16 protein-coding genes and 1 riboswitch are annotated in these 16,975 nt (G+C 72.8%); of the genes, 4 read left to right on the top strand and 12 right to left on the bottom strand.

The window, feature by feature from the left end:
- Positions 1–824 precede the first annotated feature (824 nt).
- From AB0E62_RS18990 to AB0E62_RS18980, 3 genes are all read left to right on the top strand, one after another.
- A complete protein-coding gene (locus tag AB0E62_RS18990) occupies positions 825–1,256 on the top strand; it encodes a DUF4186 domain-containing protein (RefSeq protein ID WP_362194481.1) in 432 nt (143 codons plus the stop codon).
- Positions 1,257–1,293: 37 nt separating this feature from the next.
- Positions 1,294–3,513: an NADP-dependent isocitrate dehydrogenase gene (locus AB0E62_RS18985; protein ID WP_362194478.1), complete on the top strand. Its 2,220-nt coding sequence runs from the start codon at positions 1,294–1,296 to the stop codon at positions 3,511–3,513.
- A 138-nt stretch (positions 3,514–3,651) separates the two neighbouring features.
- Entirely contained in the window at positions 3,652–4,431 is a 780-nt protein-coding gene (locus tag AB0E62_RS18980; protein ID WP_362194475.1) for an N-formylglutamate amidohydrolase, read from the top strand.
- A gap of 73 nt (positions 4,432–4,504) precedes the next feature.
- Here the strand turns inward: AB0E62_RS18980 and AB0E62_RS18975 are convergent, their stop codons facing one another.
- The 11 genes from AB0E62_RS18975 to AB0E62_RS18925 all read right to left on the bottom strand — a co-directional run bounded on the left by AB0E62_RS18975 (position 4,505) and on the right by AB0E62_RS18925 (position 13,913).
- The gene (locus AB0E62_RS18975; RefSeq protein ID WP_362194472.1) at positions 4,505–5,329 is read right to left on the bottom strand and encodes a TauD/TfdA family dioxygenase; all 825 of its coding nucleotides are present in this window, start codon (positions 5,327–5,329) and stop codon (positions 4,505–4,507) included.
- 54 nt (positions 5,330–5,383) lie between these two features.
- Positions 5,384–6,481: an LLM class flavin-dependent oxidoreductase gene (locus tag AB0E62_RS18970; protein WP_362194469.1), complete on the bottom strand. Its 1,098-nt coding sequence runs from the start codon at positions 6,479–6,481 to the stop codon at positions 5,384–5,386.
- Complete coding sequence (locus tag AB0E62_RS18965; RefSeq protein WP_362194467.1) at positions 6,478–7,866, bottom strand: NtaA/DmoA family FMN-dependent monooxygenase; 1,389 nt, start codon at positions 7,864–7,866, stop codon at positions 6,478–6,480. The genes AB0E62_RS18970 and AB0E62_RS18965 overlap by 4 nt, the downstream gene beginning before the upstream one ends.
- Before the next feature lie 21 nt (positions 7,867–7,887).
- Positions 7,888–9,096: an LLM class flavin-dependent oxidoreductase gene (locus AB0E62_RS18960; RefSeq protein ID WP_362194464.1), complete on the bottom strand. Its 1,209-nt coding sequence runs from the start codon at positions 9,094–9,096 to the stop codon at positions 7,888–7,890.
- 123 nt (positions 9,097–9,219) lie between these two features.
- Positions 9,220–9,333, bottom strand: coding sequence for a putative leader peptide (locus tag AB0E62_RS18955; protein WP_362194461.1), 114 nt, complete (start codon positions 9,331–9,333; stop codon positions 9,220–9,222).
- A 108-nt stretch (positions 9,334–9,441) separates the two neighbouring features.
- On the bottom strand, positions 9,442–10,461 hold the full coding sequence (locus tag AB0E62_RS18950) for a transporter substrate-binding domain-containing protein (RefSeq protein ID WP_362194458.1): 1,020 nt from the start codon (positions 10,459–10,461) through the stop codon (positions 9,442–9,444).
- A 50-nt stretch (positions 10,462–10,511) separates the two neighbouring features.
- Complete coding sequence (locus tag AB0E62_RS18945) at positions 10,512–11,303, bottom strand: amino acid ABC transporter ATP-binding protein (RefSeq protein ID WP_362194455.1); 792 nt, start codon at positions 11,301–11,303, stop codon at positions 10,512–10,514.
- Entirely contained in the window at positions 11,300–12,283 is a 984-nt protein-coding gene (locus tag AB0E62_RS18940) for an amino acid ABC transporter permease (RefSeq protein ID WP_362194452.1), read from the bottom strand. The genes AB0E62_RS18945 and AB0E62_RS18940 overlap by 4 nt, the downstream gene beginning before the upstream one ends.
- 169 nt (positions 12,284–12,452) lie before the next feature.
- Entirely contained in the window at positions 12,453–12,602 is a 150-nt protein-coding gene (locus AB0E62_RS18935; RefSeq protein WP_362194449.1) for a hypothetical protein, read from the bottom strand.
- Positions 12,603–12,634: 32 nt separating this feature from the next.
- Positions 12,635–12,745: riboswitch (SAM riboswitch) on the bottom strand.
- Positions 12,746–12,822: 77 nt separating this feature from the next.
- Complete coding sequence (locus tag AB0E62_RS18930; protein WP_362194446.1) at positions 12,823–13,710, bottom strand: glutathione S-transferase C-terminal domain-containing protein; 888 nt, start codon at positions 13,708–13,710, stop codon at positions 12,823–12,825.
- A gap of 80 nt (positions 13,711–13,790) precedes the next feature.
- Positions 13,791–13,913: a putative leader peptide gene (locus tag AB0E62_RS18925; RefSeq protein ID WP_362194443.1), complete on the bottom strand. Its 123-nt coding sequence runs from the start codon at positions 13,911–13,913 to the stop codon at positions 13,791–13,793.
- 314 nt (positions 13,914–14,227) lie between these two features.
- Between AB0E62_RS18925 and AB0E62_RS18920 the strand changes: the two genes are divergently transcribed.
- Positions 14,228–15,646, top strand: a complete 1,419-nt coding sequence (locus tag AB0E62_RS18920; protein ID WP_362194440.1) for an amino acid permease — start codon at positions 14,228–14,230, stop codon at positions 15,644–15,646.
- A 46-nt stretch (positions 15,647–15,692) separates the two neighbouring features.
- Here the strand turns inward: AB0E62_RS18920 and AB0E62_RS18915 are convergent, their stop codons facing one another.
- Positions 15,693–16,931: a histidine kinase gene (locus AB0E62_RS18915; protein WP_362194610.1), complete on the bottom strand. Its 1,239-nt coding sequence runs from the start codon at positions 16,929–16,931 to the stop codon at positions 15,693–15,695.
- Between the last annotated feature and the right edge of the window lie 44 nt (positions 16,932–16,975).

Raw genomic sequence — 16,975 nt, 5'->3', positions numbered from 1 at the left:
CTCGCGAGACGGGCCGGAAGACCGGAAAAAGCCAGCCCAGCAGCCCACAGGGGCACCACGCCAGCAGGCCGACAGGCAGCCGGCACCACAGCCTCAAAAACCAGACCCCAGGGCCCACAGACCGCCGAACCCACAAAACCCCAGGGCCCCAAACCGAAAAGCCGCAGGCACCAGACCACAAGGCCTCGCGAGACGGGCCGGAAGACCGGAAAAAGCCAGCCCAGCAGCCCACAGGGGCACCACGCCAGCAGGCCGACAGGCAGCCGGCACCACAGCCTCAGAAACCAAGCCCGGGGCCCGCAGGCCGCCGAGGCCGCGAAATTTCAGGGCCCCAGGCCGGTAAGCCCGATGAGACCGGGGCGGAAGGCCGGAGAGAGCCGGGCCAGGAAGCCGCAGGGGCGCCAGGCCGGAATACCGACGGGGGGCCGATACCGCGGCCTCAGGAACCAGACCTGGGGCCCGCAGGGCGCCGAGGCCGCACGACCGCAGAGCCCCGAACCGGCAGGCCGCAGGCGCCAGACCGCAAGGCCTCAGGGGACCGGACCGCAGGACGCCGAACCGGAAGGGGGAAGGGGCCGGATCTGCGAGTCCCGGGAGAACAGGGTGGAAGGCCGGAGGGGCCAGGGACCGGAGGCCGAAGGGGCCGCCGGAACCGGAAGGCGCACGGAGCCGGCCCGGGAGGGAGTGCGGGGCCGGCTGGGCGGGTCTTGGGAGACCTGGGTGGGAGGGCCGTGGGAGGGCCGGCAGCCGGAGGGGGTGCCCCCGCAGCGGGGCCGGGGCCGGGACCGAGCACCGTGGGGGCCGTGGTCGTATGCTCGGAAGGCGTGGCCTCTCCCGTCCCCGACCCCCGTGTGATCGACCGGCGACTGGACGCGCTCGCGCGGCAGCCGTTCCGGGACCGGTTCCACCTGCGCGGGCGGGACCGGGCGACCGCCGGGCTGAAGGGGCCCGCGACCCTGCGGTGGCACGCCTACGACCTGATCGCCCGGCGGCTGGCGCCGGCCCGCCCGCACAAGGACGGCAGACAGACCCCGTACCGCGGCCACCCGGTCTTCGTGGCCCAGCACGCCACCGCGACCTGCTGCCGGAGCTGTCTGGAGCGCTGGCACGGCATCCCCAAGGGCCGCGAGCTGACCCGGGCCGAACACGTGTACGTGGTGGAGGTGCTCTGCCGCTGGATCGCGCGCGAGATGACGGGCGACGCGTTTTCCGGCCCGGACCCCTGTCGAACGGACGCCGATCACGAGATATCTTGATGTCGAGCAATGTTGCAGACGTGGAGCGGAGCACCCGGTGACTGACTCGACCATCATCTACACCTACACAGACGAGGCCCCGGCCCTGGCGACGCATTCGTTCCTGCCGGTGATCCGGGCGTACGCCTCGCAGGCCGGTGTGCCCGTGGAGACCCGCGACATCTCGCTGGCCGGGCGCATCATCGCCGTCTTCCCGGAGTACCTGAACGAGGACCAGCGCATCCCGGACGCGCTGACCGAGCTGGGCGAGCTGGCCAAGACCCCGGCGGCCAACATCATCAAGCTGCCGAACATCTCGGCGTCCATCCCGCAGCTCAAGGCCGCCGTCGCCGAGCTCCAGGGCAAGGGCTACGCGCTGCCGGACTACCCGGACGACCCGAAGACCGACGAGGAGCGCGAGATCCGCGCCCGCTACGACAAGGTCAAGGGCTCCGCCGTCAACCCGGTCCTGCGCGAGGGCAACTCCGACCGCCGCGCCCCGGCCTCGGTGAAGAACTACGCCAAGACCCACCCGCACCGCATGGGCGCCTGGACCCCCGAGTCCAAGACCGACGTGGCGACCATGGGCGAGAACGACTTCCGCTCCACCGAGAAGTCCGTGGTGATCTCCGAGACCGGCACCCTGCGTATCGAGCTGGCCGCCGAGGACGGCACCACCACCGTCCTGAAGGACTCCGTACCGGTCCTCGAGGGCGAGGTTGTCGACGCCTCCGTCATGCGCGTCGCCGCGCTGAACGAGTTCCTCGCCGCGCAGGTCGCCCGCGCCAAGCAGGACGGCGTCCTGTTCTCCGTGCACCTGAAGGCCACGATGATGAAGGTCTCCGACCCGATCATCTTCGGTCACGTGGTGCGCGCGTTCTTCCCGAAGACGTTCGCGAAGTACGGCGAGACCCTCAAGGCGGCCGGCCTCACCCCGAACGACGGCCTCGGCGGCATCCTCAAGGGCCTGGAGAACCTGCCCGAGGGCGCCGAGATCAAGGCCTCCTTCGACGCCGAGATCGCCGAGGGCCCGGCCCTGGCCATGGTCGACTCCGACAAGGGCATCACCAACCTGCACGTGCCCTCGGACGTCATCATCGACGCCTCGATGCCCGCGATGATCCGCACCTCGGGCCACATGTGGGGCGCCGACGGCCAGGAGCACGACGCCCTCGCCGTCATCCCGGACTCCTCCTACGCCGGCGTCTACCAGGCCGTCATCGACGACTGCCGGGCCAACGGCGCCTACGACCCGTCCACCATGGGCTCGGTCCCGAACGTCGGCCTGATGGCGCAGAAGGCCGAGGAGTACGGCTCCCACGACAAGACCTTCGAGATCCCGGCCGCGGGCACCGTCCGCCTGGTCGACCAGGCCGGCAACGTCCTGGTCGAGCAGCCGGTCGCGCAGGGCGACATCTTCCGCGCCTGCCAGACCAAGGACGCCCCGATCCGCGACTGGGTCAAGCTGGCCGTCACCCGCGCCCGCGCCACCGGCGACCCGGCGGTGTTCTGGCTGGACGAGAACCGCGCGCACGACGCCAACCTGATCGCCAAGGTCAAGCAGTACCTCCCGGAGCACGACACCGAGGGCCTGGACATCCGCATCCTGTCCCCGGTGGAGGCCACCAAGCTGTCGGTGGAGCGCATCCGCCGCGGCGAGAACACCATCTCCGTCACCGGCAACGTGCTGCGTGACTACCTGACCGACCTCTTCCCCATCCTGGAGCTGGGCACCAGCGCCAAGATGCTGTCGGTCGTCCCGCTGATGGCGGGCGGCGGCCTGTTCGAGACCGGCGCCGGCGGCTCCGCGCCCAAGCACGTCCAGCAGCTGGTCAAGGAGAACTACCTGCGCTGGGACTCGCTCGGCGAGTTCTTCGCCCTGGTGCCGTCCTTCGAGCAGTACGCGGCGGTCACCGGCAACACCCGCGCCAAGGTCCTCGCCGACACCCTGGACCGGGCCACGGCGACCTTCCTCAACGAGGACAAGTCCCCGACCCGCCGGGTGGGCGGCATCGACAACCGCGGCAGCCACTTCTACCTGTCCCTGTACTGGGCGCAGGAGCTGGCGCAGCAGACCGACGACGCCGGCCTCGCGAAGGCGTTCGCACCGCTCGCCGAGACCCTGGCCGCGAACGAGCAGAAGATCGTGGACGAACTGAACGCCGTCCAGGGCGAGCCGGCCGAGATCGGCGGCTACTACCAGGTCGACAAGGCCAAGGCGGACGCGGTCATGCGCCCGTCGGCCACCTGGAACGAGGTCCTGGCGTCCCTGAGCTGACGCCCGCGACCCCCGCAGGACCGCGCCCCGGCCGGCACCGCCCGGCCGGGGCGCGGTCGTACGGGCCGGCGGCCGTTGTCAGTGGCGTGTGACACCGTGATCACCCACGACCCACCGACTACGCCCCTGGAGCGGCCCGTGACCTCCTTCGACCTCCTGCCCGGTGCCCCGGAATCCCCCGTGCTGCTGCACGTGCCGCACTCCGCGCGGGCGATACCGGACGACGTGCGCGCCGGGATCGTGCTGGACGACGACGGGCTGGAGCGGGAGCTGGACCACATCACGGACGCGCACACCGCCGAGCTCGCCGAGCGGGCCGCCGCGCTCGCCGGGGTCCGGCCCTGGCGGTTCGTCAACCGGCTGTCACGGCTGGTGGTGGACCCGGAGCGGTTCCCGGACGAGCGGGAGGAGATGGCGGCCGTCGGCATGGGCGCGGTGTACACGCGGACCACGCACCGGGCTCGGCTGCGGCCCGCGGACACCGACCCGGAGCCGCTGCTCGCCCGGTACTTCCGGCCGTACGCGCGGGCCATGACCGAGGCGGTGGCCGGCCGGCTGGCCGCGACCGGGCGCGCCGTGATCATCGACGTGCACTCGTACCCCACCGAGCCGCTCCCCTACGAACTGCACGGCGCCGGCCCGCGCCCGCCGGTGTGCCTGGGCACGGACGCCTTCCACACCCCGCCCGCCCTGACCGGGGCCGCCCGCGAGGCGTTCGCCGGCCAGGGGGAGACGGGACTGGACAGCCCGTTCGCCGGGACGTACGTACCGCTGGAGTTCTACGGCACCGACGCCCGGGTCAGCGCCCTGATGGTGGAGATCCGCCGCGACACGTACATGAAGGAGCCGGGCGGGCCGGCCGGCCCGGGCCTGGACCGCCTGGCCACGGCCCTGGCGAGGCTCGTCGACCGGGTGTAGCCGGGGGAAACGGGCGCGGACGTCGTTCGCCCACCGGGAGGTGCCGTCCGCGCCCGGGCCGTGCCGTACCCGCTCAGGACGCGGTGCGCAGCGGTTCCACGCCGATGACCTTGCGGTAGACGCGCGCGCCGTCGCCGTAGTCGTCGACGGCGTAGTGCCAGGTGGCCTGGTTGTCCCAGAGCACGAAGTCGCCGGGGCGCCAGCCGAAGCGGATCGTGTAGTCCGGCGAGGCGGCGTGCCGCAGGAGGTGGTCGAGCAGGGCGCGGCCCTCCGCCTCGGTGACGCCGGTGAGCCGGAGCGCGGAGGAGCTGAGGAAGAGTCCCTTGCGTCCGGTGAGGGGGTGTTCGAGGACGACCGGGTGCTCGGTGACGGTCTCGCCGAGGGGCGTCTTGCGGCTGCCCTGCGCGTAGTTCTCCGGGTTGCCGTCGTAGACCGCGCCGACACCGGCGAGCAGGGTCTTGAAGGGCTCGGACAGATCGTCGTAGGCCGCCTGGAGGTCGGCCCAGAGGGTGTGGCCGCCGAGTTCGGGCACCTCGTCGTAGGTCAGCGACTCGATGGCGAAGGCCGGGGTGCGCCACAGGCCGCCGATGTGCCAGGTGCTGGCCTTGCCGGTGTGCCGCACGTTGTAGGGGTAGACCAGCGGGTGGTCGGGGTGGCGCGCGGCGGTGGGGTGGTCGAACGGCTCGGCGAACAGCCGTACCGCCTCGACGTGTTGCTCGGGTGACAGGTGCTGGCCGCGGAAGACCAGCACCTTGTGGTCGCGGAAGGCCCTCCTCAGTGCGTCGGCGGTGCCCGGGTCGACGGGGCGGGTCAGGTCGACGCCGGTCACTTCCGCGCCGATGCGCGGGCCGGCCCGGTGGATGACGAGGTGGGTGCCGGGATCGGTGACGGTGGTCATGTCCATCTCCTCGGTACGAAGGTACGGATGTGCGCGCGTGCGGACCTGGGTGGCTCAGCTGCCGGCCGGCACGGGGGCCGGCTCGGGCGCCGGGGCGGGGACGGCCGGGCCCCAGGGGAACGGAGGGTCGGGGACGGTCCGGCGCAGGACCGGGGCGACCTCGGACTGGAACAGTTCGAGGGAGTCGCGGTGCTGCGCGGGGGTCAGCCCGTTCGCGTCCGCTGCCACGTGCAGCACGGTGTGCCCGAACTGCTCGTGGTAGCGGTGCACCTTGTCGATCACCTGCTCGGGGCTGCCGATCAGGGCCGAGCTGCGGGCGGCGAAGTCCTCCAGGGTCTCGAAGACCACGGGCAGGCCGGCCGCCCGCTGGAAGGCGAGGCCGGCCTCGAAGACCGGGCGGTACGCGGTCAGCGCCTCCTGCGTGGTGCGGGCGACGTACAGCCCGGCCGTGCCGGCGCCCACCGCGAGGTCCGCCGGGTCGTGGCCGTAGTGCTCCCAGCGTTCCCGGTAGTGGCGGATCAGCGCGGCGTACGGCTCGATGGGGTGGGTGACGTTCGCCGAGAACAGCGGGTCGCCGTAGCGCGCGGCGAGGTCCACGGACTCCTCGCTGGTGGCGCTGCCGTGCCAGACCCGCACCGGCCGCTGGTACGGCCGCGGCCATACCTCGGCGTCCTTCAGCGGCGGCCGGAACCGGGTGTCGGCGCTCACCTTGTCCTCGCGCCACAGCCGCCGGAACACCGCGTAGCTCTCGGCGTTGCGGGCCCACTGGTCCTCGGGGGTGACCTGGAACAGCTCGCGCTGGGCGGTGCCGTTGCCCTTGCCGATGATCAGGTCCAGCCGGCCGTCGGACAGGTGGTCCAGGGTGGCGTAGTCCTCGTACGCCCGGACCGGGTCGAGCAGGCTGAGCGTGGTGACGGCCGTGAACAGCCGGATGCGGCGGGTGAGCGCGGCGATGTGGGCGAGCACCACCGTCGGCGCGGAGGAGAGGAACGGCCGTTCGTGCCGCTCCCCCACGCCGAACCCGTCGAAGCCCAGTTCCTCCGCCAGGATCGCGTTGTCCAGCACCTCGCGGAACCGCTCGTGCGTCGGTGTGAGCCGGCCGGTGACGGGGTCCGGCCGGTGCACGATGAGGGTGACGGCGAGGAACTTCACGACGCGGCCCGTTCGGCGGGGGCGCCGGTGCGGCGGCCGGTGTCGGGGTGGGCGAGGCCGAGGTGGTCGCGCAGGGTCGTGCCCTCGTAGTCGGCGCGGAAGACGCCCTGTTCCTGGAGGAGGGGGACCACCCGGTCGGCGAACGGGTCGAGCCCGCCGGGGGTGATGTGCGGGACGAGGATGAACCCGTCGGAGGCGTCGGCCTGCACGAACTCGTTGATGGTACGGGCGACGGTGGCGGGCGAGCCGATGAAGGTCTGCCGGTTGCCGGTGTTGATGACCAGGTCGCGGATGGACCACTTGTTGGCCTCGGCGAGCTCGCGCCATTCACGGGCGATGGCGACCGGGTCGCGGTACATCCGCACCTGGGCGCGGCCCCGGGAGATGTGCTCCTCGGCGACTACCGGGTCCACGTCGGGCAGCGGGCCCTCGGGGTCGTACGCCGACAGGTCCCGGTTCCACACGAATTCCAGGTGCTTGATCGCGGTGGCGCCGCTGACCTGCTGCCGGCGGACCTCGTGGGCGAGTTCGGCGGCCTCCTCGTCGGTGTCGCCGAGCACGAAGGTCGCGGCGGGCAGGATGAGCAGGTCCTCGGGGCGGCGGCCGTACTTGGCGAGGCGGGACTTGACGTCCGTGTAGAAGGCCTGGCCCTCCTTCAGGGTGGAGTACCGGCTGAAGATCGCGTCCGCGTCTGCGGCGGCGAACTCGCGGCCCTCGTCGGAGTCGCCGGCCTGGAAGATGACGGGGCGGCCCTGCGGGGAGCGCGGGACGTTGAACCGGCCCTGGATGTCGAAGTGCTGTCCCTGGTGCACGAACGCGCCGGCCCGGGCGTCACGCAGGAAGGTGCCGGTGGCCTGGTCGGCGAGGATCTCGTCGCCGTGCCAGGAGTCGAACAGCTCGTGCGCGGTGGCGAGGAACTCCTTGGCGCGGGAGTAGCGCTCCTCCTGCGGCAGGAAGCCGCCGCGCCGGAAGTTCTCGCCGGTGAAGGCGTCCCAGGAGGTGACGACGTTCCACGCGGACCGGCCGTCGGAGAGGTGGTCGAGGCTGGCGAACTGGCGGGCCACCTCGTACGGCTCGTTGAACGTGGAGTTGATGGTGCCGGTCAGGCCGAGCCGGTCGGTGACGGCGGCCAGCGCGGCGAGCACGGTGAAGGTGTCGGGGCGGCCGACCACGTCCAGGTCGTAGATCCTGCCGCCCTGTTCGCGCAGCCGCAGGCCCTCGGCGAGGAACAGGAAGTCGAACTTGGCGCGTTCGGCGGTCCGGGCGAAGTGCGCGAAGGAGCTGAACTCGATGTGGCTGCCGGCGGCCGGGTCGCTCCAGACGGTGGTGTTGTTGACGCCGGGGAAGTGGGCGGCCAGGTGGATCTGCTTCAGCGGCTTGCTCATGGTGGGGCGAATCCTCCCGGCTCAGGCGGCGGCGGTGGCGTAGCGGTTGGCGGGGCGGGCGAGGCCGAGGTGGCCGCGCAGGGTGGTGGCCTCGTAGGCCGCGCGGAAGCGGTGGCGGCGCTGGAGTTCGGGCACCAGGTCCCGGGTGATCCGGGGCAGGTCGTGGCCGGTGACGGCGGGCCGCAGTCGGAAGCCGGTCAGCCCGCCGGTCGCCAACTCCTCCAGCAAGTCGGCGAGTTGCTGGGCCGTTCCGGTGAAGACGCGGGTGTCGCTGCGGTACGGCTCGCCCGCGAGGGTGTCGAGCCGGTCCAGGCGGGCCCGGGCCGCCGCCTCGCTGTCGTCGAGGAGGACGACGAGGTCACCGAAGACGTGCAGCGGCTCTCCGGCGCGGCCGGCCGCCTGCTGCTCGGCGCGGATCTCGGCGACGATGGCGCGGGCCTGGTCCGTGTCGTGCGGGGTGACGTAGCCGATGTCGGCCTGGCGGGCCACCAGCCGGTACGGGACCGTCTGATGGGCGAGGGCGGTGACCAGGGGCTGGCCCTGCGGCGGGCGGGGGGTGATGGAGGGACCCTTGACGCTGAAGAAGCGGCCCTCGAAGTCGATGTAGTGCAGCTTGTCCCGGTCGATGAAGCGGCCGGTCGCCGCGTCCCGGATCTCGGCGTCGTCCTCCCAGCTGTCCCAGAGACGGCGGACGACCTCCACGTGGTCGGCGGCCTCGTCGAACAGTTCGGTGAGCAGTTCCCGCGCGGTGTGGTCGTCGAAGGAGTCGATCCGGCGGATGGTACGGCGGCCGAAGTGGACGGCCTCGTCGGGCCGGGCGGTGACCTTCACGCGCAGGCCCGCGCGTCCGGTGCTGACGTAGTCGAGGGTGGCGATGGCCTTGGAGATGTGGAACGGCTCGGTGTGGGTGGCCACCACCGTCGGGACCAGGCCTATGTGCCGGGTGAGGGGGGCGACGCGGGAGGCGATGAGGACCGCGTCGAGCCGGCCGCGGACCTGGTCGGTGCGCTCGTCGGGCTCCAGGCGCCGGGAGGACTGCGGGCCGAGGCCGTCCTCGATGGTGACGAAGTCGAGCAGGCCGCGTTCGGCCTCGGTGATCTGGTCGGCCCAGTAGCCGGCGGTGAACAGGTCCCGGGGGCGGGCGGCCGGCTCGCGCCAGGACGCGGGATGCCAGCCGGTGCCGTCCAGGGCGACGGCGAGGTGCAGGTGTGCGGAGGGAGTCGGCGACACGTCAGTGCCTTCCTTGATGTCCGTACGTCGGTGAGCGGCGCGGCCGGGCGGGGCCACGGTGCACGCGGCGGGCGCGCGGGAGGGGAAGCGGGAGAAGTTGCCGGGCCGGGGGCCGGGCAGGGATCAGGGGCGACAGAGCGCGGCGGACACGCGCTGGAGGTCGATGTGCGGCCGGGAGTGCAGCCGGACGGAGCGGTACGGGCGCGGCGGGCGGGTCTGGCCGGACGCTCGGGTCACGGCTGTCACCTCCCTCCGTCGGACACGGCGGGCCGCTTCGGCGTCCGCCGGGTGGATCCCGTCATGACGGGCAACGCCCCGCCGCCGCGGGTTGTTCCCGGGCCGGGCTCAGGAGTTGTCCAGGGGCAGACCGGGCGGGTTTATCTCGGCCTTGGGGACGGCCTCGCTGGACAGGTTGTAGGCGGCGAGCCACTTGGCGTACTGCCCGTGCTCGATCAGGTGGTCGATGGCGTCGGCGAGCGGCTTGGCCAGCCCGCTGTCCTTCCTGGCGGTGGCGGCGATCAGGCCCTGGACCGTCTCGCCGGCGCCGGAGAAGGTGCCGGCGTTGCGGGTCGGGTCGGGGGTGTGCGCGGTCTGCCGGGTGCGGTAGGCGACGGCGGGGTTGGGGCCGAGGTAGGCGTCGACCTTGCCGCTGCGCAGCGCCAGGTTGATGGCGTTCTGGTCCGGGAAGTACTTGACGGTGAGCTGCTTGCCCTCCTTGGCCAGTCTGTCCTTCCACTCCAGGAGGATCTTCTCCTGGTTGGTGCCGGCGCCCACGGTGACCGTCTTGCCGGCGAGATTGCGGTAGTCGCCGTCGAAGTTCCAGGTGCTCTTCTTGAGGACCTCGAAGGCCAGGTCGTCCTTGCGGTAGGAGGCGAACTCGTACTTCTTCTTGCGTTCCTCGGTGACGGTGACGTTGGAGAAGGCGACGTCGTTCTTGCCGCTGTCGATGCCGACGAAGAGGTTCTCCCAGGTGGAGTTGCGCAGTTCGGGCTTCAGGCCGAGCACCGCGGCGACCAGCCGGCCGAGGTCGGGTTCGGAGCCGGTGAGGGTCTTCTGGTCGCTGCCCACGAAGTTCAGCGGCGCGGATCCGGAGGGCAGGGCGCCGACGCCGATGACGAGCCTGCCGCTCTTGCGGACGGAGGCGGGCAGTTCGGCGCTGATGGACTTCACCTCGGAGACCTTCAGCTCGACCGGTTCGGCGGCTCCGTTGGACAGTTGCCCCACGGTCACCGTGCCGGCCGGGGCGCCGGTGGTGGCGGCGTCGCTGTCCGCCCCGCAGGCGGTGAGCCCGCCGGCGAGGGAGAGGGTGGCGGTCGCCGCGGTGAGGCCGCGTATCAGTCCGCGTCGGGTGAACTGGCTGGGCATGGCTGTCCTTGTCGTTCGGGTGGGCGGGAGAGCGTGGGACGGTCGGTGGGTCACAGGACCTTGCCGAGGAAGTCGCGGGTCCGTTCGTGCCGCGGGTGGTCCAGGACCTGGGCCGGCGGGCCCTGTTCGACGATCCGGCCGGCGTCGAGGAAGACGACCCGGTCGGCCACCTCGCGGGCGAAGCCGATCTCGTGGGTGACGATGACGAGGGTGGTACCGCCGGACGCCAGGTCCTTGATGACGGACAGCACCTCGCCGACCAGTTCGGGATCGAGCGCCGAGGTGGGCTCGTCGAAGAGGATGATGCCGGGCCGCAGGGCGAGGGCCCGGGCGATGGCCACCCGCTGCTGCTGGCCGCCGGACAACTGCCGTGGGTAGGCGTCGCACTTGTCGCCGAGGCCGACGCGGACGAGCAGTTCGCGGGCGAGGTCCCGGGCCGCGGGCCGGGTCAGCCGGCCGGTGGCGGCGGGCGCGGCGGCCACGTTGTCGAGGACGGTCAGGTGCGGGAAGAGGTTGAAGTTCTGGAAGACGAAGCCGATCCGGCTCCGCTGGGCGAGCAGGGCGCGTTCGCCGAGTTCCTTCAGCCCCTTGCCGTGCCGCTTGACGCCGATCAGTTCGCCGCCCACGCTGACGTGGCCGATGTCGGGCTTCTCCAGGTGGTTGATCACCCGGAGCAGCGTGGACTTGCCGGAGCCGGAGGGGCCGATGACGGCCGTGACCTCGCCGGGGCGGACGGTCAGGTCGATCCCGTCGAGCACCCGGTGGGCGCCGTACCACTTGTGCACGCCGTGCACTTCGAGTGCGACGGGCGCGGCCTTCCGCAGGGTCGGTGCGGTGGTCATACGGCGGCCTCCCTGCGAAGGCGGTCCCGCAGTCCGGCGAGCCGGTCGCGGGTGCGCCGGAACGGGGTCGGCGGCAGGGTGCGGGTGGCGCCCCGGGCGTAGTGCCGCTCGGCGTAGAACTGGGCGACGGAGACGGCGCTGGTCAGGATCAGGTACCAGACGGTGGCGACCATCAGCAGCGGCACCACGTCGCCGGGGTAGGTGTTGCCCGTCGACTGCACCGTGCCGAACAGGTCGAGCAGGGACACGTAGAACACCAGGGAGGTGCTCTTGATCAGCCCGATCAGCTGGTTGACGTAGTTCGGGGTGATGGACCTGAGAGCCTGCGGGAAGACGATCCGGCGGAACCGGTAGCCGCGGGGCAGGCCGAGCGCGGCGGCGGCCTCGTGCTGGCCCTGGTCGACGGCGAGGATGCCGCCGCGGACCACCTCGGCCGCGTACGCCGCCTCGTTGAGGCTGAGGCCGACGACGGCGATGGTCAGGTCGGTGGCCAGCCGGGACTCGTCGAAGGTGACGAAGGCCGGGCCGAACGGCACCCCGAGGCTCAGGGTCTTGTACAGGGCACTGAAGTTGTACAGGAAGATCAGCACCACGATCAGCGGCACGGACCGGAACAGCCAGGTGTAGGTCCAGCTCACCGCACGCAGCACCGGACTTCCGGAGAGCCGGCCGAGGGCGAGCAGGATGCCGCCGGCCAGGCCCAGTACGGCGCTGAGCGCGGCGACCTCGAGGGTGACGAGGAGTCCGTCGAGGACGGAGGGGCGCAGGAACCAGTAGCGGAACCGGTCCCATTGGTAGAAGGGGTTCGTGGCCAGTCCGTGCAGGATCTGCGCGACGAGGACGAGGACGACGGCGGTGACGATCCACCGCCCGGGCCGGCGCAGCGGCCTGACCCGCTGTGCGGTCAGCGGTCTTGACGGGGTGTCGGTCGCGGTCGGCGCCTCGGCGAGGGAGACGGCGGCGCCTGGGGGTTCACTCATGAGGGGCTCCGGCGAGGTCGGTCCCCCCGGGCCGCGGCCGGGCGGACGCGGGCCGCGACGGCACTGGGGCACGGGGCGGCACGCGGGCCGGCGGGAGCCGGGGGTGGGCGGACGGCGGCACACCGGACGAGCGGGTGCGCGGCGGGAACGCGAGGGCGGTACGGAGAGGTCAGCCCTGGCGGCGGGCGAGGCCCGGCGCGGTACACAGCGCGCTGTTCACCCGGAGCAGATCGACGGCACGGTCGGCGACCAGGAGCCCGGCGGACGACGGTACGCGGCCCTGGGGGCGGCTCGGGGCCGTCCTGGAAGCTGCGTACATGGCGTCACCTGTCACTGTCGTGGCCCCGGGGGGCCTCGCGCTTACCGAATGCGTCGTCCGGTCCGGTCGTCACCTGGGGCACCCCACCGCGGTGCGAGGGTTGCCGGTCAGCGAGCCAGGGCTTGGCGCTGACGCTCATGACCGTTCTGAGCCGTAAGTAAGGCAGTTGCCCGTTCGAATGTCAACGCCCGTCCGCCCACTGGACCCTGGCGGACCGCTCTCACCTGCGGCAGGCGTCCGGGGTGTGCCCGGCGTGACTCGCCCAGTCCAGGATCTGGACGGCGGCTCCGGCGGCCTCCAGGCCCTGGCAGCGGCCGTGGTGGCGGCGGGCGGTGCCGTCGAGGTCGAGATGGCGGCCGAACGCGGGGTGGGCGGCCAGCCGACGGGCGTAGGCCCACAGCGCGTGATGCCCGGCCAGGCGGTGCACGGCGGAGGCGTCGAGGTGGCAGCGGTGGACGGTGTCGAGCTGCACCAGGGACACCCACAGCTCGATGTCGGCGGCGGTGAGCCGGCCGTCGGCCAGGTACTCCTCCCCGCTCAGCCGGCGCTCCAGCCGGGCCAGGGTGTCCAGCAGGGTGTCGAGCGCGGCGGCCCGCTCCCGCGGCGGGGCGTCCGCCCGGCCGGCGCGCTGGGCGGCCTCCTCGATGCCCTCGGCACACATCCGCTCCACCGCCTCGATCACGGACTCCAGGCCCGCCGGGTACAGCCGGGTGCGGTCCTCCGGGCGGAACCGGTCCAGGTCGCGCAGGATGTCGGGGGTGTGGGTGCTGACGATGCGTCCGGACCAGTCGTCGCTGAGGACGGGGGCGAGGGCCGGGCCGGTGTAGTGGTGGGAGCTGGCCTCGTACAGCGGGCGCAGCGCGGTGTGGCCGCCGTCGGGACAGTCCGGGACGGCGGGCAGGAGGGTGACCGGACAGGGGGCGTCCAGGCCGAGGAGGCTGTGGCCGACGGCGAGGCGCAGCCCGTCGGGGCAGGCGGTGGACAGGTGGAGCCGGTAGCGGTGCGGCACGGCGTAGTGGCCGCTGCGCGCGTCCCGGCCGATCCGGCCCCGGAAGAGCGGGGCGGTGCGGTGGGCGTGCGGGACGGCGGCGAGCGGAGTGATGGACATGCGTCTCCCCGGGTGGTGGGCGTGCGGACGGGCGCTCCGGCGCGGATGTCGGCCGGCCGGCGGGGGCCGGGGGGCCCGGTTCAGCGGTGGCGGCTGATCGCGCTGCAGACACGCTGGAGGTCGATGTGACGGCGGGAGGTGAGCAGGGGCGCGCGCCACGGGGTCCGGACCGTACGGCCGGTGCCCGGTGCGAGGCGCGTCATGTTTTCCTACCTGTTCACTAGGATTCCCTCCCCTGGAGTGTCGATCCGGCTCGGTACGGCGTCAAGGGGGCGGCCGGGCACAGATGTCGACGCCCCGGCGCCCGGTGCGCGTACGGGAGCCGTGGGCGGCGGACTGACCGCGTACGGCGCCGGACATCTCACGGCCACGGGTCCGTGCCGCAACCTTTTTTCCATGATCGGACGGCTCGCACGGAACAAAAAACGGCGATTTTGAGCCAGATCGGCGCATCCCCGACCATGGAACCCGTCCCGGTGATCCCGGGAACGTCCGTTCCATGAGAGGCGCACCACCCATGCACGACACCGGAACCGTCACCAGGTCGGCTCCGGCCCCCGCGGCGACCCCCGCGGTGCCCGTCGAGGACCCGCACGGCGACACCGGCAGGCATGTCCGCCGGTTCGGCCTGCCCGTCGCCACCGCGCTGGTCATGGGCAACATCATCGGCGGCGGCATCTTCCTGCTGCCCGCCTCCATCGCCCCGTACGGCACGGTCAGCCTGGTCGCCTTCGGCGTGCTGACCGTCGGCGCCATCGCGCTCGCCCTCGTCTTCGGCCGGCTGGCCGCCCGGGACCCGCGTACCGGTGGCCCCTACGTCTACGCCCGTGAGGCGTTCGGTGACTTCGCCGGCTTCCTGGCGGCCTGGTCGTACTGGATCACCACCTGGGTGTCGAACGCGGCGCTCGCCGTCGCCGCCGTCGGCTACCTGGACGTGCTGATCCCGGTCAACGGCCACCGCTGGACCGCCTGCCTGGCCGCGCTCGCCCTCCAGTGGCTGCCCGCCCTCGCCAACTTCGCCGGCACCCGGTACGTCGGCGCCGTCCAGCTCGTGTCCACCGTGCTGAAGTTCGTCCCGCTGCTGCTGGTCGCGGTCGGCGGACTGTTCTTCTTCGACCCGGACCGGCTCGGCCCGTTCGACGCCGGCGGGCACGGCGCGGTCGGCGCGGTGTCCGCCTCCGCCGCCCTGCTGCTCTTCTCCTACCTCGGGGTGGAGTCCGCCGCCGTCAGCGCGGGCGACGTCAAGGACGCCCGCCGCAACGTGGGCCGGGCCACCGTCATCGGCACCGCGGGCGCGGCGCTGGTGTACCTGCTGGGCACGGTGTCGGTGTTCGGCACGGTCACGCACGAGCGGCTGCTCACCTCCACCGCGCCGTTCTCGGACGCCGTGAACACGATGTTCGGGGGGAGCTGGGGCGGCACGGCGGTGGCGCTCGCCGCGCTCGTGTCGATGACCGGCTGCCTCAACGGCTGGACCCTGCTCAGCGCCCAGACGCCGTACGCGGCGGCGCGCGACGGACTGTTCCCGAGCGCCTTCACCCGCCGCCGGCGGGGCGTGCCCACGGTCGGCGTCGGCGTGACCGTCGTCCTCGCCTCGCTGCTCACCGTCTATAACTACTTCTCCGGCTCGGGCAAGGTCTTCGACGTCCTGGTCCTGGTCACCACGTTCACCGCGACCGTCCCGTATCTGCTGGCCACCGCCGCGCAGATCTTCCACCTCGTGGCCGGGCGGCCGGAGGCGGTCGACCGGGGGCGGCTGGTGCGGGACTCCGTGATCACCGCGGTGGCCGCGGCGTTCTCCGTCTGGCTGATGGCGGGCGCCGGCTACGCGGCGGTGTACCAGGGCGTGCTGTTCCTCTTCGTCGGGATCATCGTGTACGCGGTGATGGCGGCGCGGCGGCAGCGCAGGCGGACGCCGGCGGCCGGGGCGTCGTAGTCCGCCGGCCCCACGGCCGCAGCCGCCCCGGTCACCCCGATCCCCCCTAATTCCCGGCCCCCGGCACCTCGGTGTCCGGGGGTTCGGCGTTCGCGGGCACGCTGTGCACTCCGGGCCGGTACTTGGGGACGCGGAGGGTGACCTTCATCCCGGCACCGACGCCGGTCTCGATCACCAGACCGTGTTCGTCGCCGTAGACCTGGCGCAGCCGCTCGTCCACGTTGCGCAACCCGATGCCCGCCGTCGGGCCGTCCTCGCCGCGCAGGATCCGGCGCAGCCGGTCCGGTTCCATGCCGACGCCGTTGTCCTCGACGACGATCCGGGCCGTCGCCCCCTCGTCCCGCGCGGTGATCGTGATACGGCCGCGTCCGGCGCTCTCCTCCAGCCCGTGCTTGACCGCGTTCTCCACCAGGGGCTGGAGGCACAGGAAGGGAACGGCCACCGGCAGCACCTCGGGGGCGATCCGCAGGGTGACCTCCAGGCGCGGCCCGAACCGGGCGCGGACCAGCTCCAGGAACTGCTCCACGGCGCGCAGTTCCTCGGCCAGGGTGGTGAACGCGCCGTGGCGGCGGAAGGAGTAGCGGGCGAAGTCGGCGAACTCCAGCAGCAGCTCGCGGGCCCGCTCGGGGTCGGTGCGGACGAAGGACGCGATCGCCGCCAGGGAGTTGTAGACGAAGTGCGGGGAGATCTGCGCCCGCAGCGCGCGGATCTCCGCCTCGATCAGCCCGGTGCGGGTCCGGTCGAGGTCGGCGAGTTCCAGTTGCACGGAGACCCAGCGGGCCACTTCCTCGGTGGCCCGCGCCCCGGATCCCGGCTCCCCCGTGCCGAGCACGACGAGGGCGCCGGGCACGCGCCGGTCGACGGTGAGCGGTGCGGCGGCACCCCAGCGCACCGGGCAGTCCGGGTCCGGGCAGGCGACGGCGAAGGTCTGCGCGCGGCCGGTGTCCAGGACCTGGCGGACCCGTTCCAGCGCCGCGTCCGCGTGGTGCCGGCCCGGACCTTCCCAGGCCAGCAGCCGGTCGTCGGCGGTGAGCCCGAGCGCCGCCGTGCCGAACAGCGGCCGCAGCCCGCGGACCGCCTTGCGGGCCGCGTCCGGGGTGAGTCCGGCGCGCAGCGGGGGCGCGGCCACGGAGGCGGTGTGCAGGGTGCGGAAGGTGGCGCGTTCCACGGGGGTACCGGGGTCCGTGCCGGACCGGGCGGCCCGGCGGGCCGACAGGCGTCCGGCGGCGAGACCGGCCGCGAAGATCAGCGGCGCCCCGGCGGCGAGCACGGCGAACCCGTTCACCCACGCCTGCCCCGAGCCGCGCCCCACCCGAACCGGACGGCCGG

Origin of the sequence: Streptomyces sp. NPDC038707, assembly GCF_040636485.1 — a bacterium.
Taxonomy (GTDB): Bacteria; Actinomycetota; Actinomycetes; order Streptomycetales; family Streptomycetaceae; genus Streptomyces.
The sequence above is the reverse complement of the archived record's forward strand: the minus strand, read 5'-3'. Positions and strand labels throughout refer to the sequence as shown.